Origin of the sequence: Streptomyces sp. NPDC020299, from assembly GCF_044387825.1 — a bacterium.
GTDB lineage: Bacteria > Actinomycetota > Actinomycetes > Streptomycetales > Streptomycetaceae > Streptomyces.
Genome location: NZ_JBIRWL010000024.1, coordinates 1 through 16,148, shown reverse-complemented (window position 1 = coordinate 16,148; position 16,148 = coordinate 1). Strand labels below are relative to the sequence as shown.

The 16,148-nt window shown below is 72.2% G+C and carries 14 protein-coding genes and 1 pseudogene; 5 read left to right on the top strand and 10 right to left on the bottom strand.

Annotation, left to right across the window (positions count from 1 at the left end; translation table 11 throughout):
* Positions 1-3: 3 nt before the first annotated feature.
* Positions 4-459, bottom strand: a complete 456-nt coding sequence (locus ACH45E_RS39745; protein WP_361453985.1) for a cyclic nucleotide-binding domain-containing protein — start codon at positions 457-459, stop codon at positions 4-6.
* Between the two features lie 284 nt (positions 460-743).
* Positions 744-965 carry a hypothetical protein gene (locus ACH45E_RS39740; RefSeq protein WP_361453988.1) on the bottom strand — a complete coding sequence of 74 codons (222 nt, stop codon included), beginning with the start codon at positions 963-965 and terminating at the stop codon, positions 744-746.
* 152 nt (positions 966-1,117) lie between these two features.
* Between ACH45E_RS39740 and ACH45E_RS39735 the strand changes: the two genes are divergently transcribed.
* From ACH45E_RS39735 to ACH45E_RS39720, 4 genes are all read left to right on the top strand, one after another.
* The gene (locus ACH45E_RS39735) at positions 1,118-1,552 is read left to right on the top strand and encodes an ATP-binding protein (protein ID WP_361453991.1); all 435 of its coding nucleotides are present in this window, start codon (positions 1,118-1,120) and stop codon (positions 1,550-1,552) included.
* A gap of 210 nt (positions 1,553-1,762) precedes the next feature.
* Positions 1,763-2,653: a SigB/SigF/SigG family RNA polymerase sigma factor gene (locus tag ACH45E_RS39730; RefSeq protein WP_361453994.1), complete on the top strand. Its 891-nt coding sequence runs from the start codon at positions 1,763-1,765 to the stop codon at positions 2,651-2,653.
* Positions 2,654-2,706: 53 nt separating this feature from the next.
* Positions 2,707-2,964 carry a DUF5133 domain-containing protein gene (locus tag ACH45E_RS39725; RefSeq protein ID WP_361453997.1) on the top strand — a complete coding sequence of 86 codons (258 nt, stop codon included), beginning with the start codon at positions 2,707-2,709 and terminating at the stop codon, positions 2,962-2,964.
* 43 nt (positions 2,965-3,007) lie between these two features.
* The gene (locus ACH45E_RS39720; protein WP_361454000.1) at positions 3,008-3,841 is read left to right on the top strand and encodes a DUF1206 domain-containing protein; all 834 of its coding nucleotides are present in this window, start codon (positions 3,008-3,010) and stop codon (positions 3,839-3,841) included.
* 70 nt (positions 3,842-3,911) lie between these two features.
* Here the strand turns inward: ACH45E_RS39720 and ACH45E_RS39715 are convergent, their stop codons facing one another.
* The 4 genes from ACH45E_RS39715 to ACH45E_RS39700 all read right to left on the bottom strand — a co-directional run bounded on the left by ACH45E_RS39715 (position 3,912) and on the right by ACH45E_RS39700 (position 10,411).
* Positions 3,912-6,164: an FUSC family protein gene (locus ACH45E_RS39715; RefSeq protein ID WP_361454003.1), complete on the bottom strand. Its 2,253-nt coding sequence runs from the start codon at positions 6,162-6,164 to the stop codon at positions 3,912-3,914.
* A 91-nt stretch (positions 6,165-6,255) separates the two neighbouring features.
* Positions 6,256-7,656 carry an NAD(P)/FAD-dependent oxidoreductase gene (locus tag ACH45E_RS39710; RefSeq protein WP_361454032.1) on the bottom strand — a complete coding sequence of 467 codons (1,401 nt, stop codon included), beginning with the start codon at positions 7,654-7,656 and terminating at the stop codon, positions 6,256-6,258.
* Positions 7,657-7,944: 288 nt separating this feature from the next.
* Positions 7,945-8,379 carry an ATP-binding protein gene (locus tag ACH45E_RS39705; protein WP_361454006.1) on the bottom strand — a complete coding sequence of 145 codons (435 nt, stop codon included), beginning with the start codon at positions 8,377-8,379 and terminating at the stop codon, positions 7,945-7,947.
* A gap of 127 nt (positions 8,380-8,506) precedes the next feature.
* Positions 8,507-10,411: an AMP-dependent synthetase/ligase gene (locus tag ACH45E_RS39700; protein ID WP_361454009.1), complete on the bottom strand. Its 1,905-nt coding sequence runs from the start codon at positions 10,409-10,411 to the stop codon at positions 8,507-8,509.
* A gap of 152 nt (positions 10,412-10,563) precedes the next feature.
* On the opposite strand from ACH45E_RS39700, the pseudogene ACH45E_RS39695 reads away from it, so the two are divergent.
* Positions 10,564-10,730: pseudogene (locus ACH45E_RS39695) on the top strand (DUF6480 family protein); the annotation flags it as partial.
* Between the two features lie 79 nt (positions 10,731-10,809).
* Here ACH45E_RS39695 and ACH45E_RS39690 read toward each other — a convergent pair.
* The 4 genes from ACH45E_RS39690 to ACH45E_RS39675 form a co-directional block, all read right to left on the bottom strand.
* Positions 10,810-11,898, bottom strand: coding sequence for a glutamate--cysteine ligase (locus ACH45E_RS39690; RefSeq protein ID WP_361454012.1), 1,089 nt, complete (start codon positions 11,896-11,898; stop codon positions 10,810-10,812).
* Positions 11,899-11,985: 87 nt separating this feature from the next.
* The gene (gene glgB / locus ACH45E_RS39685) at positions 11,986-14,187 is read right to left on the bottom strand and encodes a 1,4-alpha-glucan branching enzyme (RefSeq protein WP_361454014.1); all 2,202 of its coding nucleotides are present in this window, start codon (positions 14,185-14,187) and stop codon (positions 11,986-11,988) included.
* A 3-nt stretch (positions 14,188-14,190) separates the two neighbouring features.
* Positions 14,191-15,555, bottom strand: a complete 1,365-nt coding sequence (locus tag ACH45E_RS39680; RefSeq protein ID WP_361454017.1) for a maltokinase — start codon at positions 15,553-15,555, stop codon at positions 14,191-14,193.
* Between the two features lie 29 nt (positions 15,556-15,584).
* Positions 15,585-16,148 (bottom strand): alpha-glucosidase C-terminal domain-containing protein (locus tag ACH45E_RS39675; RefSeq protein ID WP_361454020.1); only part of this gene is annotated, 564 nt, incomplete at its 5' end.

Sequence of the window (16,148 nt, the reverse complement as noted above, 5' to 3'; positions counted from 1 at the left end):
GGGCTACAGCGTGCCGCGCCTGCGGGTCGTGTACTGGTCCATGAGCTTGCCGCGGGTCGTCTCCAGCCGGTGGGCGAGGATCTCGGCGACGGTGCGCACCAGGGACAGTCCGAGCAGCGGGTCCTCCACGCACAGCCCCAGCACCGCCGCTCCGTCGAACTCGTAGGCGCGTACCTGGCTGAAGGCCACCGCGCCGAAGTCCCATTGGTACGGCGGGAACAGCCATGACCAGCCGAGCATGTCGCCCGCGCCGAGGGTGGCGACGGTCACCCGCTGGGTGGACGTCACCTGCTGGTCGAGGTTGACGGCGCCCGAGCGGATCACCCAGAAGCGGTCGGCGGTGCCGCCGGCCTCGAAGATGTGGCTGTCCTCGGGGAAGGAGACCTCCTTCGCCAGCTCCATCAGACGCTCGCGCTGCTTCTGGGGGAGGGCGGTGAGCAGTTTGATCGCTTTGGTCATGGCGGGGGCTCCTCGCCGGCGACGGAATGAGGTGTCGTTCCCTACGCCCATTTCAGCCGCTGCGGCCGCCCGGAGCACCTCGGGGGAGGGAAGATCCCGTGGACAAAGCCGCGGCGGGCAGGAAAAAGCCCTGGCTGGACGGGGGAAGCCAGCCAGGGCCGTATGCGGTGGTTCGGGGAGGACGGTCACGGTCGACTCCCCGTCCACGTATGGATGAACGATAAACCACCTGGGATGCTTTCGCGTAACCGAAAGCGGGCCAGGTGACCTGTTTCACTCCGTCCTCAGCGCCCGGCCCCGTGTGTTCCCGGGGTGAGGATCTCGTCCAGCACCCGCAGCACGACCTCGTACGCCGTCGCCCGTACGGCGGCGTCCCGCGCACCCGCCGGATCGTCCTCCCGAAGGGCGTCACCGCGCTCCCGCCACGTCCGCTCCTCCTCCCGTGCGCAGGCCTTCGCACGCTGCATCCGCCGCAACAGTTCGTCCGAGTCCACGACATCCGTCATGGCATCCGCGTACCCCCGAACCCGGCCATGATGAGGCCCGGATGTGTTTGGCCGCGCTCTGACAGGTGAGCCGAAAAGGGAGAGACCCGGGCGATCACCTCGGGTCGGCGCACGCACCGGATTTCCGTCCTCACCAGCCAGGGAGCGAAAGGATGCGCGAGACGCACAGGACCGAATCCGCCCTCGGACCGTCGGACGCGCGCCGCACCATGCCGTGCCGGCCGGCGGACGCCCGCAGAAGGGTGCGAGGTGCGGTGGCCGAGCGATGCGAGGCCCAGCACCTCCACTGCGATACCGACGCCCTCGACGACGCCCTGCTCGTCGTCTCGGAACTGACCACCAACGCGATGCTGCACGGCGGTGGGGTCACCGACTTCTCCGTCGACGTCGTCGGAGGCGAGGTACGCGTTTCGGTGAGCGACCGGAGCGACGACCTGCCCGTCGCCCTGTCGCCCGTCGACGCCCAGGGCCGTTCCCGGGTCGGCGGGCGCGGCTGGCCCATCGTGTGCCGACTGGCGCACGACATCCATGTCGCCTGTCTGCCCCGCGGCGGCAAGCGAATCACCGCCCTCGTTCCACTGACTTGATTTCAGCCGGCAACCGGGCGCGGAAATTCTTACCCAGCCGGATTTCGAAAGCGGAGTTTGGTCCCTGGGGGCCCGGGCAGACGGAGACTCGTGCTTCGGACCGGAGGCGCGCCCAGCGGGAGTGTTGTGCCTGCTCAGGGCCCTGTGAAATGGTCCGGGCGGCTCTCCCGCGGCAATTCCCTGAAACCACCTGTTCAGGAGCGATTCCGCATGCTCACCGATATCTCGACCAGCCGTCCCGGCACGACTGCCCGTCCCTCCGCCGCCCCTTCCGCCGCCGACCCGGCTCCTGCGGCCTCACCCAAGCGGTCCCACGACGACGCCCCCGACACCATGGCCCTGTTCGCCCGGCTCGCGGAGCTCGACGAGGGCCCGGAGCGCGACGCGCTGCGCGACGAACTGGTGACCGCGTGGCTGCCCATGGCCCACCGGATCGCCGGACGCTTCCGCGACCGAGGCGAGTCCGTCGAGGACCTGCGCCAGGTGGCCGCCCTCGGACTGGTCAAGGCGATCGACCGGTTCGACCCCGAGCGCGGTGCCTTCGAGAGCTATGCGGTGCCCACCATCACCGGAGAGGTCAAGCGGCACTTCCGGGACCGGATGTGGGCGCTGCGGGTGCCCCGCCGGGTCCAGGAACTGCGCAACCGGGTGCGCGTGGCCCGCCGCGAGCTCACCCAGAACCCGGGGAGCCCCGAGCCCTCGGTCGCCGACATCGCCGCGCACACCGGGCTGGCAGAGGACGAGGTCAACGCGGGCCTGGAGGCGCTGGAAAGCTTCAGCACCCTCTCGCTGGACGCCGAACTGTCGGCCGGCGACGACGGGTACAGCCTCGCGGACACCCTCGGGTCGACCGACGCCTCGTTCGACGTCGTCGTGGACCGCGAGTCCGCCAAGGAAGGGCTGCGCCGCCTGCCGGAACGGGAGCGCGCCATCCTCTACATGCGCTTCTTCGAGGACATGACCCAGAGCCGGATCGCCGACAAGCTGGGCATCTCCCAGATGCACGTCTCCAGGCTCATCAGCCGCAGCTGCGCACGCGTCCGTGACGAGGCGCTCGGCCGGCGGCACGGCGGCCGGGACTCCGGCACGCCCACCGTGTGAGCCCATCCGTCTCCGAGCGCGACATCCGCCGAACGAAGGAGTAAGAGGCCAAGATGCTGATCCCGCTCAGACCGCATCCCGCGACCCTGCGCAAGCTCGTCGAGGAGTACGAGGGACTCCTCGCGGGCGACGGAGGGCGGGACGCGCCCGGTGCCGGCCCGCGGGCCCGGGACCTCGCGTACACGCTGTGCGTGCTGACCGGCACGCGGGACGTGTTAGCCGCCCTCGATGCGGCCCACCGCCACCTGGGCACGGCCGGGCTCCAGCCGGAACCGGATCAGGTCACGGTGGCGCGGGCCGGGCAGCACTGAGCCCGCCCACCGTCGAGAAGCCGCCGGAGCCGAGGAGGTCTGGATGGATACGAGTGCTGTGATGCGGGGCGCGGGGACACGGGCCCGGTCGGGGCCGGCGGGCGCGGTGACCGAGTGGGCCGCGCGGGCCGGGCTCGCCGCGCGTGGGGTGATCTATCTGCTGGTGGGGTTGCTGGCGTTGCAGATCGCCTTCGGCGGCAGCAAGAAGCAGGCCGACCGCAACGGCGCCCTCGCCGAGATCGCCCGCCACCCGTTCGGCGCGGTCGTGCTGTGGGCGGTGGGCATCGGGCTCGCCGGCATGGCTCTGTGGCGGCTTTCGGAGGCGCTCTTCGGCTCCGTGGGCAAGGACGGCCGCTCGGCGCGGAAACGGCTGCTCGCCGTCGTGCGGTGCGTGTTCTACGCGTTCGTCGCCTCATCCGTACTGTCCTTCGCGGCCGGCGCGGGCGGCGGGCAGTCCAGCGACGCACAGTCGCGCGACCTCACCGCCCGGGCCCTGTCCGTGCCGGCCGGGCAGTGGTTCGTCGGCGCGGTGGGCGCCGGGATCGTCGTCACCGGAGTCTGGATCGCCGTCCAGGCCGTACGGCGCACGTACTGCGACAGGCTCAGGACCGGCGAGATGTCACCGGGGGCGCGCCGCCTGGTGGACGTGACGGGCGTGGCCGGCGGCGTCGCGCGCGGCGTGGTGTTCACCGCGGCGGGCGTCTGCGCGGTGCGCGCCGCCGTCGACTCCCGACCCGACAAGGCCAAGGGCCTCGACGACACGCTCCGAACCTTCGCCGACACCCCGGCGGGCCCCTGGCTGCTGGCGCTCGTCGCGTGCGGGCTGGCGTTGTTCGGCCTGTTCTCCTTCGCGGAGGCCCGCTGGATCCGTACCTGAGAGGGACCGGGGGAGCCGTTGGCTACCCGCCGGCAGAAGGACTGACCGCCCGTGGCTCGGCCACGGGCGGTCAGTCCTTCGGCTGTTGCACCGGTACGCCGAGGGGGCGGGCCAGGCCTGCCACTGCTTCGTCCAGGCGTTGGAGGTGCCGCAGTACCCGGTCGGTGACCCTGCCGTACCGGGGTGTGTGGTAGGAGCCGGGCTCCAGCAGGGAGGCGATGCTGGGGCCGGTCTCGAGTTCGCTCTCGGGGCGCTCGTCCGCGACACGGGCGGCGATCGCCTCGATGTTGTGCACGATGCGCCGCCCCACCACGCGCAGCCGGGGATCCGCCGCGATCGAGGGATGGCTGGGCAGCAGCTCCGCCGTGGCCGCCAGGGAACGCGCGTGGTACGCGCAGGTCTCCAGCAGCGCCACCACGTAGCGGGCGGTGTCCCGCCTCGACCGCAGCGGCGTGATCGGGTGGGTCAGCGGCTTGGTGGACGCCCGCAGGTCGGCCAGCGCCTGGTCCAGGTCCCGCGCCATGTCCAGCAGGTCGGCCGGTGCACCGCCGCTGAGCTGGTCGGCCGCGGCACGGGTCACGTCCGCGAGCCGGTCCAGGGCGGTGACCAGGAGCTCGTTGGTCCGCCGGTCGGTGTGCACCGGCAGCACCACCGCCGCCGCGAGCACCCCGCACGCCGCGCCCAGCGCCGTCTCCTCCACGCGCAGTACCAGCACGGCGGCGCTGTAGGTGTTGAGCAGCGTGTACAGCAGGCCCAGCATCGCCGTCACGAAGAAGGACATCAGGGTGTAGGACAGCGGCGCGGTGTAGAACATCGCGAAGATGAACAGCAGCACCAGCCCGAACGCCGTCCAGGTGTGGTGCCCCACCAGCCCCGCGAGCCCGATGCCGGCCACCACGCCGAGGACCGTGCCCAGCACCCGGCGGTAGCCCTTGACCAGGATCTCCCCGGTGGAGGAGGTGTTGATGAACACGATCCAGCAGGCCAGCACCGCCCAGTACCAGCGGTGGGTGGAGAGCAGTTCACCGCCCAGGATGGCCAGCGCGGAGCCGACCGACACCTGTACGGCCGCCCGCGTGGTGGGCCGCCGCAGCCCGGCCGGCCGCTCCTCGTCCCCCTGCGGCCCGTCCTCGCCCGCGGCGATGGCGGCGTCCTCCGCGTCCAGCTCCTCGCGGGAGCGGGCGGTCGCCGGGGTGTCGTCGGACTCGTCCTGCGGCCCGTCCAGGGCGATCCGCAGCCCCAGGACCGCCCGCGCGGCCTCGCCGAGCCCCCGGAAGACGTCCTGGACGGCAGGCGACGCCGGCGGCAGGTTCTCGCCCTCGCGGTAGCCGAGCAGCCGGTTGCGCACCTGGGACAGCCCGGTCCCGGAGTCCCAGCCGGCCGGCCGCAGCACCTGGAGCCGCAAAGCCCCGAGATCCCGGCGCAGCGCGTCGATCGCCTCCTCCCGCACCGGCTCCCGCACCTCCGAGGGCACCGGCGCGCCCGGCAGATGCAGCGTGAGCGTGTCCGCCCGCCGCTCGGCACGCGCGGTGAGCAGCAGCAGGCCCAGCCGCTCCGCGGCGATCTCGGCCTCGGCGATCCGGCGCTGCACCAGGCGGGCCACGGCCTCGTCGGAGGTCCCGTCCGCCAGACGGCTCTGGACCAGCAGGGCCGCCTCGTGCAGCCGTGCGGTCCTGGTGCGGACGTTCTCGAGGGCCTTCTCCACCTCCTCGGGACCGGCGTCCAGCAACGCGGCCTGCGCGTCCACCAGTTGGGCCAGTCGGGCCCGGAAGGCGCGGCGCAGCCGGTCCAGCGTGCCCGCCGGTGTCTGCCGCACGAGGACGAAACGGGCCGTCGCGCTGCACACGAAGCCCACGGCGATCGCCCCGTACAGCCCGGGCAGGGCTCCGGCACTCGCCCGTACGAACAGGGAGATGAAGTACGTCTGGAAGGCGATCAGCCCCAGCGCCGTACCGCGGTCACCGAACCGGCGGCCGTACACGGCGCCGAAGATGAGCGCCACGAAGAACAGGTCGCCCGCCACGACCCGCGTGTTCAGCAGCGCCCCCAGCGTCACGGAGGCCAGCGCCACCGGCAGGCCGAGTGCGAGGGTGACGGCCTGCCGGGACGGCTGCTGCTCCCGGATGGCGAAGGTCGCGGCCATCGCGACCATCGCCCCGGCCACCAGGTGGGTCACGCCGACCCGCAGCGGGCCCAGCACCAGGAGCGTGAGCCCGATGGCGGACACCGTCCGCAGCCCCGCGGTCAGCCGCAATAGCCCCGGATCGGACGCGGCGAGCCGGTCCCACACATCCGCCCGCACCGACCGTCCCGCTGTGCTCACGCCGACGTGCTCTCTCCCGTGTCGCGAAGGGCGGGGCCGCCGGCCGGACGCGTACCGGCCGGCGGCCCGTGGTGTTCCCGGTGTTTCCGGATCAGGTCAGGGAGGGGGTGTCCCCACCGCCCGCACCGCCTGCACCGCCTTCTACATGTGCCCGCACCTGTTCCGGCGTCAGGTAGGAGTCCGTGTACTCGAAGTCCTTGAGCCGCGCGGCCCTGCGGGTCTGGAAGCCGGTGCGTACGAAATCGTCGCCCGCGACCGCGTTGAGCAGCCAGTTCGTCATGACACGCGTCTTGGCGACATTGGTGCGCAGCGCCGACCAGTGGTAGCCGCGGGCCACCGCCTGGGCGGGCACGCCGCGTAGTTCGATGCCGAGCGGCTTGGAGACCGCGTCCTTGCCGCCGAGGTCGACGACCAGTCCCAGGTCCTTGTGCACGTACGGCTGCATCGGCCGGCTGCGCAGGGTCGCGATGACGTTGTCGGCGACCACCTTGCCCTGCCGCATCGCGTGCTGCGCGGTGGGCGGGCAGACCGCGCCCTCCTGGTCCTTGGCCTCGTCCGGGACGGCGGCGGCGTCGCCGAGCGCGAAGACGCCGTCCTGGCCCGGCAGGCACATCTCGGCGGTGACCGCGAGCCGGCCCCGGACCGTCTCGGCGCCCAGCGTGGCGATCAGCGGGCTGGCGACCACACCGGCCGTCCAGATGAGGGTGCGGGTGGGCACCACCCGGCCGTCGGTGAAGGTGACCTCCTCCGGGCCCGCCTTGTCGATCGACACGCCCAGGGAGATGTCGATCCCGCGCCGGCCCAGGATCTCCTGCGCGCTGCGGCCGAGCTTGTCGCCCAGCTCCGGCATCAGCTTCGGCGCGATGTCGATCAGATGCCACTTGATCAGCTTCGGGTCTATGCGCGGATAGCGCTTGACCGCGGCATGCGTCAGCCGTTGCAGGCAGGCCGCGGTCTCGGTGCCCGCGTAACCGCCGCCGACCACCACGAACTGCAGCCGCGAGGCGCGCTCCGCCGGGTCGTGGCTGGCGTCGGCGAGGTCCAGCTGGGAGATGACGTGGTCGCGGATGTAGGCGGCCTCGGCGAGGGTCTTCATGCCGAAGGCGTGCTCGGTCAGCCCGGGGATGTCGAAGGTGCGGGTGATACTGCCCGGGGCCAGCACGATGTAGTCGTAGTGTTCGTTGACGATCTCGTCGGTGATGGTGCGGATGACGCAGACCTTGGCCTTCAGGTCCACGCCGATGGCACCGCCGGGGATGATCCGGGTGCGGTACTTCTTGCTGCGGCGCAGGGAGACGGCGATCGACTGGGGCGTCAGCACACCCGAGGCGACCTGGGGCAGCAGGGGCAGGTAGAGCTGGTAGGCGAACGGCGTCACCAGGGTGACGTCGGCCTCGTCAGGGGCGAGCTTGCGCTCCAGGCGGCGAACGCACTCCACTCCGGCGAAGCCTGCGCCAACCACCAGGATCCTGGGTCGTGTCACGGTGTCCATCCCTTTCTGCGGCTCCAGGCGGTACGACTGGACGCCGTTCGCATGCCCCTGGATCGCTGCTTCGCACCACATCGATCCCACCGTGCCCCGAGCCGCCACGCCAGCCAGGTACGGCAGGCAGACGAACGCGTGGGCACCAGCATGCCCCGGCACGGTGCCTGAGTAACCCGTGCGTCGCACGAATATGCGGTGTACTCCCGTATCGACGGCAGTCCGAGGGTTGTCCCGGCCGGTCGCGGCGGGCTCGAGGACCGCCCGCCCCTTCCTGCGGTCCGCCCCTCACGTCCCTCACCAGGGCAGGAACACGTGGATGTCCTTGCCGGTGTCCGTCACCACCACGCTCACCTGGTCACACAGCGTGTGCACGAGGTGCCAGCCGATGCCGCCGCCGCCCGAGTTCGGGTGGAACGGGCGCGGCTCCGGCCGGGTGGTGCTGGTGTCGTGCATCGTGAGGTGCACGCCGTCGAACGTGCGCCGCATCCGCAGTTCGAACGGGCCGGGCGCGTACTGGACGACGTTCGCGGCCAGCTCCGTGACGACCAGCAGGATGTCGTCCCAGGACTCGGGGGCCGCCGGCGGCGACGCCCGGGCCAGGGTGCCCAGAAAGTCCTCCGCGGCGAGCCGCGCCCCCGTCACATTGCGCAGCTCGCCCGCGAAGGAGACCGTACGCTCGCGCGTCTCCTCCGAGTGCGGTGTGTCGTCCCAACGCGGCTCCGTAGCCATCACATCTTCCTCAGCCCGGATGAACGCGGCTGTAGTCGCTGCTCAGCTTTCCCACGTCTTGGGTTCCCGCAGGCGAGCCGGGTACGCGTCTCTCCCCGGTCGCGGTCGTCACACTGGGTGGGCGACCTCAGCGGAACACGTCGTCCGAGTCCTCCCAGTCGGCCGGCTCGGGCGGTCCGAGCCGCGCCGTGGCCCGGCTGCGCGCCTGGTACATCGCCTCGATCTCCGCCGCGTAGTGCTGGACGATCAGGTCCCGGCGCAGCTTCATCGACGGTGTCAGCAGCCCGTTGGCCGGGGCGAACGGCTCGGAGACCACCCGGTAGACCCGGATCGACTCGGCACGTGAGACCGTGCTGTTGGCGGCGGCCACGGCCCGGTTCAGCTCCTCGCGCAGCGCGTTGTCCTCCCGGACCTCCCGCCCCGGCGTGTCGCCCTGCGGCGCCAGGGCTGCCCGCCAGTGCGCGAGGAACTCCGGGTCCAGCGTGAGCAGCGCGCCCACGCAGGGCCGGTCGTCGCCCACCACCACCGCCTGGTGCACGAGCGGATGCATCCGCAGACGCTGCTCCAGCGGGGCCGGAGCCACGGTCTTGCCACCGCTGGTGACGATGACGTCCTTCTTGCGGCCCGTGAGGGTCAGATACCCCTCGGAGTCCAGACGGCCGATGTCCCCGGTGGCCAGCCAGCCGCCGCGCAGCGCGGCCCGGGTCGCGGCCTCGTCGCCCACATAGCCCTGGAACACCGACGGACCGCGCACCAGGATCTCCCCGTCGTCGGCCACCTGGATCTCGGTGCCCGGCAGGGGCCGCCCGACGGTCCCGGACTTCTCCCGGCCCAGCGGCTGCATGGTGATCCCGCCGCAGCTCTCCGTCAGCCCGTAGCCGTCGTGCACATAGATGCCGATGCCCTCGTAGAACAGGGAGAGCTCGCGGTCCAGCGACGAGCCGCCGGACGTCGCCCGCACCACCCGGCCGCCCAGCGCCGCCCGCAGCCGGCGGTACACCGTCCGCTCGTACAGGGCGTGCTGCAGCCGCAGGTCGAAGCCGGGCCCCGGCCCCGTGCCCAGCCGCTGCCGCTCCTCGGCCGTGGCGCAGTCCCGTGCCGTCTGCGCGGCCCGCTCGAACAGCGCCCCGCGGCCCGACTGCTGGGCCGTGCGCAGAAAGTTCTTGTAGAGCTTCTCGAAGACGGACGGCACGCCGTAGAGGTACGTCGGCCGGAACGTGCGCAGCGCCGACGAGATCGCCGCCTCGGTCATGTCCGGCTCGTGGGCCATGAGGATCCCGCCGCGCACGCACATCACCTGGATCATCAGCCCGTACACATGGGAGAACGGCAGGAAGGCCAGGACCGAGGGCTGCTCGCCCGGGGGCGCCGCCGTGTGTCCCCAGCCCTCGAGCAGCGTGTCGGAGGGGTACGCGAGGCCCCGGTGGCTCAGCGCGCAGCCCTGCGGGCGGCCGGTGGTGCCGGAGGTGTAGACGACGGCCGCGGTCGAGTCCGGGAGCACGATCCGGCGCAGCGACTCCACCGTGGTCAGCGGCACGAACCGGCCCCGCTCGGCCAGCTGCGCCAGCGCACCGGTGTCCAGCTGCCACACGTGCTTGAGGCGGGGCAGGGCGGTGCACACCGTGCCGACCGTCATGACGCCCTGGTCGTCCTCCACCACCACGGCCACACAGCCGGCGTCCCGCAGGATGAACTCGACCTGCTCGCGCGAGGACGCCGGATGGACCGGCACCACCTCCGCGCCCACCGCCCACAGCGCGTGCGCCAGCACCGTCCACTCGTACCTGGTGCGCGCCATGACGGCCACCCGGTGGCCGGGCGAGATCCCGGACGCCACCAGCCCCTTGGCCACGTCGACCACTTCGTCCCGCAGCTCGACGGCCGTCACCTCCTCCCAGACGGTCGCCGCGCCGTCCGGACGGCGGGCCACCACCGCCCGGGTCGGGGTCCGGGCCGCCGTCTCGAAGACGCCGTCGGCCAGCCCGCCGACCAGGGGCGGGACGGCCACTGGAGCGAGAGCGAGGTCGCGCATGCGCTGCTCCTGGTATGTACGGAGAGTGACTACACCGACGAGTCCTGTTGTCGGCGGTGCTCGAATGTAGCCCAGGTGCGAGCAGTTGGTGCCGGGAACGGAGAAGTCGTGGCCGATTGATGATCTAGGTGCCTCCGGGGGACTCGGGACACATGACTCATGTGAACCCCGATCCGGAGCCCGAGCGCACCACCGGTCTGGAGCCCGGGGCGGCGTGCCACCCGGCGAGGCGCCGCCCGCGGAGAGCAGCATGCCGGAGGCCGGGCCCCAGGAGACGCACAACCCGCCCAAGGGCTGGGCCAAGGCCCCGCTCACCCTGATCATGGTCCTCGTCGTCCTGGTCGCGGCCTTCTTCCTGGTCTACGCCCTGGTGCTGATCCTGTGAGACCAGCGGCGCGTCAGGACTGGGTACGGCGCACGCACTCGGTGACGACGTCCCGCAGGCTGCCCGTGCGCTCCATGAGTTCACGCTGCACGCGGGCGCCGTTGCCGCGCTCCAGCACGCCGGCGACGGCCTGCTCGGCCCGGGCCAGGTCACCGGTGCCGGTGAGGGCGTCGCCGACGTGTTCGAGGAGCGCCCGCAGGACCGTCTCGGCCGGTTCCGGCCGCATCGTCGCGGGATGGAGCAGCTCGCCGTCCAGACCCGACCGGGCGGCACGCCAGGCGGCCAGCCGCAGCACGCTCACGCTGTGTTCGGCCGGTTCCCCGCCGCGGCGCCACTCGCGGGCGGCGGTCTCCACGAGGCCGCGGACGAGCGTGGCGATGAGGACGGCCGTGTCCGCCTGGAGGCACACGTCGGAGACGCGGATCTCCACGGTCGGGTAGCGCTCGGACAGCCGGGCGTCGAAGTAGACCATCGCCGCGTCCAGGATCACGCCGGTGTCCACCATGTCCGTCACGCGGCGGTGGTAGCGCTCCGCGGTCCGGAACAGCTCCGTCGGGCCGGCCGACGGCCAGCGCCCCCAGACCCGGCTGCGGTAGCTGTGGTAGCCGGTGTCGCGGCCCTGCCAGAACGGGGAGTTGGTGCTGATCGCCGACAGCACGGGCAGCCACGGCCGGATGCGGTCGAGGACGGCGACGCCCTCCTCGTCGGACTCCACCGCCACGTGCACATGGCAGCCGCAGACGAGTTGGTCCCGGGTGCCGACGCCGTACTGCTCGGCCATCCACTGGTAGCGGTCGTTCACACTGATCGAGGGGCTCACCGGCAGCGGGGAGGTGGCCAGCGCGGCCACCGTGCAGCCGATCTCGCCGGCGTGCCGGGCCGCCTCCTTGCGGCAGCGGACGATCTCCGCGCCGAGGTCCGCCATGTCCGTCTGCGGATGCGTGGCGAACTCCAGCATCTGCCCGTACAGCTCCTTCTCGAACACGTCCTGCGCGGGATCGAGCAGGGACGCACGAGCGAGCACGGCTGCCGACAGCGCCTTCGGGTCACCGCTTTCGGGGTCGACCAGAAGGAGTTCCTCCTCCACACCGACGGTGCGCACGTGGGGCCGCCTCTCCATACGTGCCGCGACAGTGCGTCGCGGTCCGGTACGACCCCGACTGCCCCTCCGGCGGCCGTCGACACCTGCTCAGGGGGCGGGTGTCAGCCAGACCGTGGCGAGCGGCGGGAGCGTGAGGCGGACGGCCCCGCCCTCCGTCCCGACCGGGCCCGGGCGGGTGACGTCGCTCCCGCCGTACCGCGGGGCGTCCGTGTTGAGGATCTCCCGCCAGGACGGAACCTCGTCGGGTACGGCCAGGTGGTAGTCGTGGCGGACGACGGGGGAGAAGTTCGACACCGCGAGCAGCGGGGCGCCCGCCGCGTCGAAGCGCAGGAAGGCGAAGACGTTGTCTTCGGCCGCGTCCACGGTGATCCAGCGGAAGCCGCCCGGATCGGTGTCGCGCTGCCACAGGGCGGGGATGGCGCGGTAGACCTCGTTGAGGTCCCGGACCAGGTCCCGCACGCCCCGGTGGTCGCCCGCGGCACAGTGGCCCGGGTCCAGCAGCCACCACTCCGGTCCGTGCTCCACGGACCACTCGGCACCCTGCGCGAACTCCTGTCCCATGAACAGCAGTTGCTTGCCCGGGTGCGCCCACATGAAGCCCAGATACGCGCGCTGGTTCGCGCGCTGCTGCCACCAGTCGCCCGGCATCTTGGAGACCAGCGACCGCTTCCCGTGCACCACCTCGTCGTGGGAGATGGGCAGGACGTAGTTCTCGCTGTAGGCGTACACCATCGAGAAGGTCATCTCGTGGTGGTGGTACTTGCGGTGCACCGGCTCGTGGCTCATGTACTCCAGCGAGTCGTGCATCCAGCCCATGTTCCACTTCAGCCCGAACCCGAGCCCGCCGGTGTCGGTCGGCCGCGTCACGCCGCCCCACGCGGTGGACTCCTCCGCGATCGTCACCACTCCGGGCACCCGGCGGTAGACGGTCGCGTTCATCTCCTGGAGGAACGCCATCGCGGCCAGGTCCTCCCGGCCGCCGTACACGTTGGGCTCCCACTGACCGGGCTCGCGCGAGTAGTCGAGGTAGAGCATGGAGGCGACGGCGTCCACGCGCAGCCCGTCGATGTGGAACTCCTCGCACCAGTACACGGCGTTGGCGACCAGGAAGTTGCGCACCTCGGTGCGGGCGTAGTCGAACTCGTACGTCCCCCAGTCCGGGTGCTCCGCCCGCCGCGCGTCCCCGGGCTCGTACAGCGGGTCCCCGTCGAAGCGGGCCAGCGCCCAGTCGTCCTTGGGGAAGTGCGCCGGCACCCAGTCCATGATCACGCCGATGCCCGCCCGGTGGCAGGCGTCGACGAAGTACCGGAAGTCGTCGGGGGTGCCCAGGCGGGACGTGGGCGCGTAGAAGCCGGTGACCTGGTAGCCCCAGGAGCCGCCGAAGGGGTGCTCGGCGACCGGCATCAGCTCGACATGGGTGAAGCCCAGGTCGCCCACGTACGCGGGCAGTTGCTCGGCGAGCTCCCGGTAGCTGAGGCCCGGCCGCCAGGACGGCAGGTGGACCTCGTACACCGAGAACGGCGCCTCGTGCACCGGTGTCTTCGCGCGGCGCGCGAGCCACTCCTCGTCGCGCCACTCGTGGTGCGAGGCCGTCACCACGGAGGCCGTCGCGGGCGGCACCTCGGTGCGGCGGGCCATCGGGTCGGCCTTCAGGAACCGGTGCCCGTACCGGGAGGTGATCTCGAACTTGTACTTCGCGCCCTCGCCGATGCCCGGCAGGAACAGCTCCCACACCCCGGACGAGCCGAGGGACCGCATCGGGAAGGCCGTCCCGTCCCAGAAGGTGAACTCCCCGGCCACCCGGACCCCGCGCGCGTTCGGCGCCCACACGGTGAACCGGGTGCCGGTGACGCCCTGGTGGGTCATCGGCTCGGCGCCGAGGGCCCGCCACAGCTGCTCGTGCCGGCCTTCGCCGATCAGGTGCAGGTCGAGCTCGCCCAGCGCGGGCAGGAAGCGGTAGGGGTCGTGCACCTCCTGGGTGCCCTCCGGGTACTCCACCAGCAGGGTGTACGCGGGGATCGCGTCCAGCGGCAGCACGGTGGAGAAGACACCGCCCCCTTCGGAGACGAGGCGGTGGTGCTCGCCGTCGAGGACGACGCTCACGGCACGCGCGAACGGTCTGAGCGCCCGGAAGGCGACCCCGCCCGGCACCGGGTGCGCGCCGAGCAGCGCGTGCGGGTCGTGGTGGGCGCCCGCGAGCAGGCGTTCCAGGTCGGCCGGGTCCAGGGCGGGGGCCGGCAGCGGCCGGCGGCCGGCCGACACGGGCAGAGAGGTCTCGCGCAGCGCCACGGGTCATCCTCCTCGGACGGCAAGACGTTCGATCGCCGCCATCGGCACGGGAAGCCAGCCCGGACGGTGTCTGGCCTCGTACAGCACTTCGTAGACCGCCCGGTCCGTCTCGTACGCGCGCAGCAGCGCGTGCTTCTTGCGCGGGTCCCATCCGGCCCGGGCCGCGTAGCCCGCGCAGTAGGCCTCGCGGCAGCGGCGGGCCCACTCCGGGCGCCAGGGGCGGCGCTGACGGGCCGCGTAGTCGAAGGAACGCAGCATGCCCGCGACGTCCCGCACCGGGGACTGGGCGGCGCGCCGTTCGGCGAGCGGGCGGGACGGCTCGCCCTCGAAGTCGATGACGAACCACTCGCGGCCCGCCCGCAGTACCTGACCCAGGTGCAGATCGCCGTGGATGCGCTGGGCGGCCGGCCCGGCGTCGCAGTTGGCGAGCGCGCGGAAGGCGGTGCGCAGGCCGGGGACGAACGGCCGGAGCGCCGGGACACAGTGCGCGGCGGCCTCCAGCCGGGCCGTCATCGCCGCCGCCGTGTGCTCCATGTCGCCGTGGGTTCCGGCGGGGAAGGCGGAGGCCAGGGCGAGGTGGATGTCGGCGGTCGCCAGCCCCAGTTCGTACGCCTCCTTGGTGAAGTCCTCACCGGCGGCGAGCGCGCCGAGGCCCAGCGTCCAGCCGTCGGAGGCGTCGCGCAGGTACGGCTGGAGCACGCCGAGGGTCGCCGCCCACGGCTCCGTGGTGCGCAGCCAGGCCACCGGGGCGGGGACGCGGTTGCAGCCCTGCGCGACCAGGGCCCCCGGCACCTCCAGGTCGGGATTGATGCCGGGCTGGATGCGCCGGAAGACCTTCAAAATGAACGCGTCGCCGTAGATCAACGAGGAGTTGGACTGCTCGGCGTCCAGCAGCCGCGGCGCGAGCCCCGCCGGGACGTCCGCGGCCGGGTCGGTCTCGAAGCACAGCGGGCCCACCGTGCCGGGCCGTCTGAGCCGGTCCAGGAGCAGCGCGGCCGAGCGCGGGTCGTGCAGCGCGTCGTAGACCGTGAGCCCGGCCAGCGGACCGTCCTGCACCCGGCCGATGAGGGCCCGGCCCAGCGGCGGCGAGAGGTGTTCGCGCACGCCGAGCAGCAGCTGGTAGCAGTCTCCGGGCGGGGAAGCGCCGCCGCCGGGCGCGGGGACCGGCAGGTACCCGGCGTCGACCAGTACGTGCAGACAGCCCGGGAACAGTTCCGTCGCGGACAGCACGGTCAGGTCGGTGACGGGGCGGTCCTTGCCCGCGAACCAGCGCTGCCGGGGCAGCCACTCGCGCAGCAGCTCGCACAGCGAGGACAGGGGCTGCTCGGTGCCCGTGCTCCTCGGCTGGAGGATCACCGTCTTCACCATGGTGACGCGTCCTTTCCTCGGCGGCGCGTTCAGCGTCGTCCGCCGACGCGGGATGCGACTCGGGAGAGCCGGAACCAGTAGAAGCCGTGGCCCGCGAGGGTGAGGAGATAGGGCAGTTCACCGATGGCGGGGAAGCGCACCCCGCCGATGAGCTCCACCGGGTGCCGTCCGTCGTAGGCCCGCAGGTCGAGCTCGGTGGGCTGTGCGAAGCGGGAGAAGTTGTGCACGCAGAGGACGAGGTCGTCCTCGTGTTCCCGGAGGAAGGCGATGACGGCGGGGTTGGAGGAGGGCAGTTCGGTGTAGGACCCCAGTCCGAAGGCAGGATTCTGCTTGCGGATCTCGATCATGCGGCGGGTCCAGTGGAGCAGGGGGGAGGGGGAGGCCATGGATGCCTCGACGTTGGTGACCTGGTAGCCGTAGACGGGGTCCATGATGGCTGGGAGGTAGAGGCGTCCGGGGTCGCTGGACGAGAAGCCGGCGTTGCGGTCGGGGGTCCATTGCATGGGGGTGCGGACGGCGTCGCGGTCGCCGAGCCAGATGTTGTCGCCCATGCCGATCTCGTCGCCGTAGTAGAGGATCGGTGAGCCGGGCAG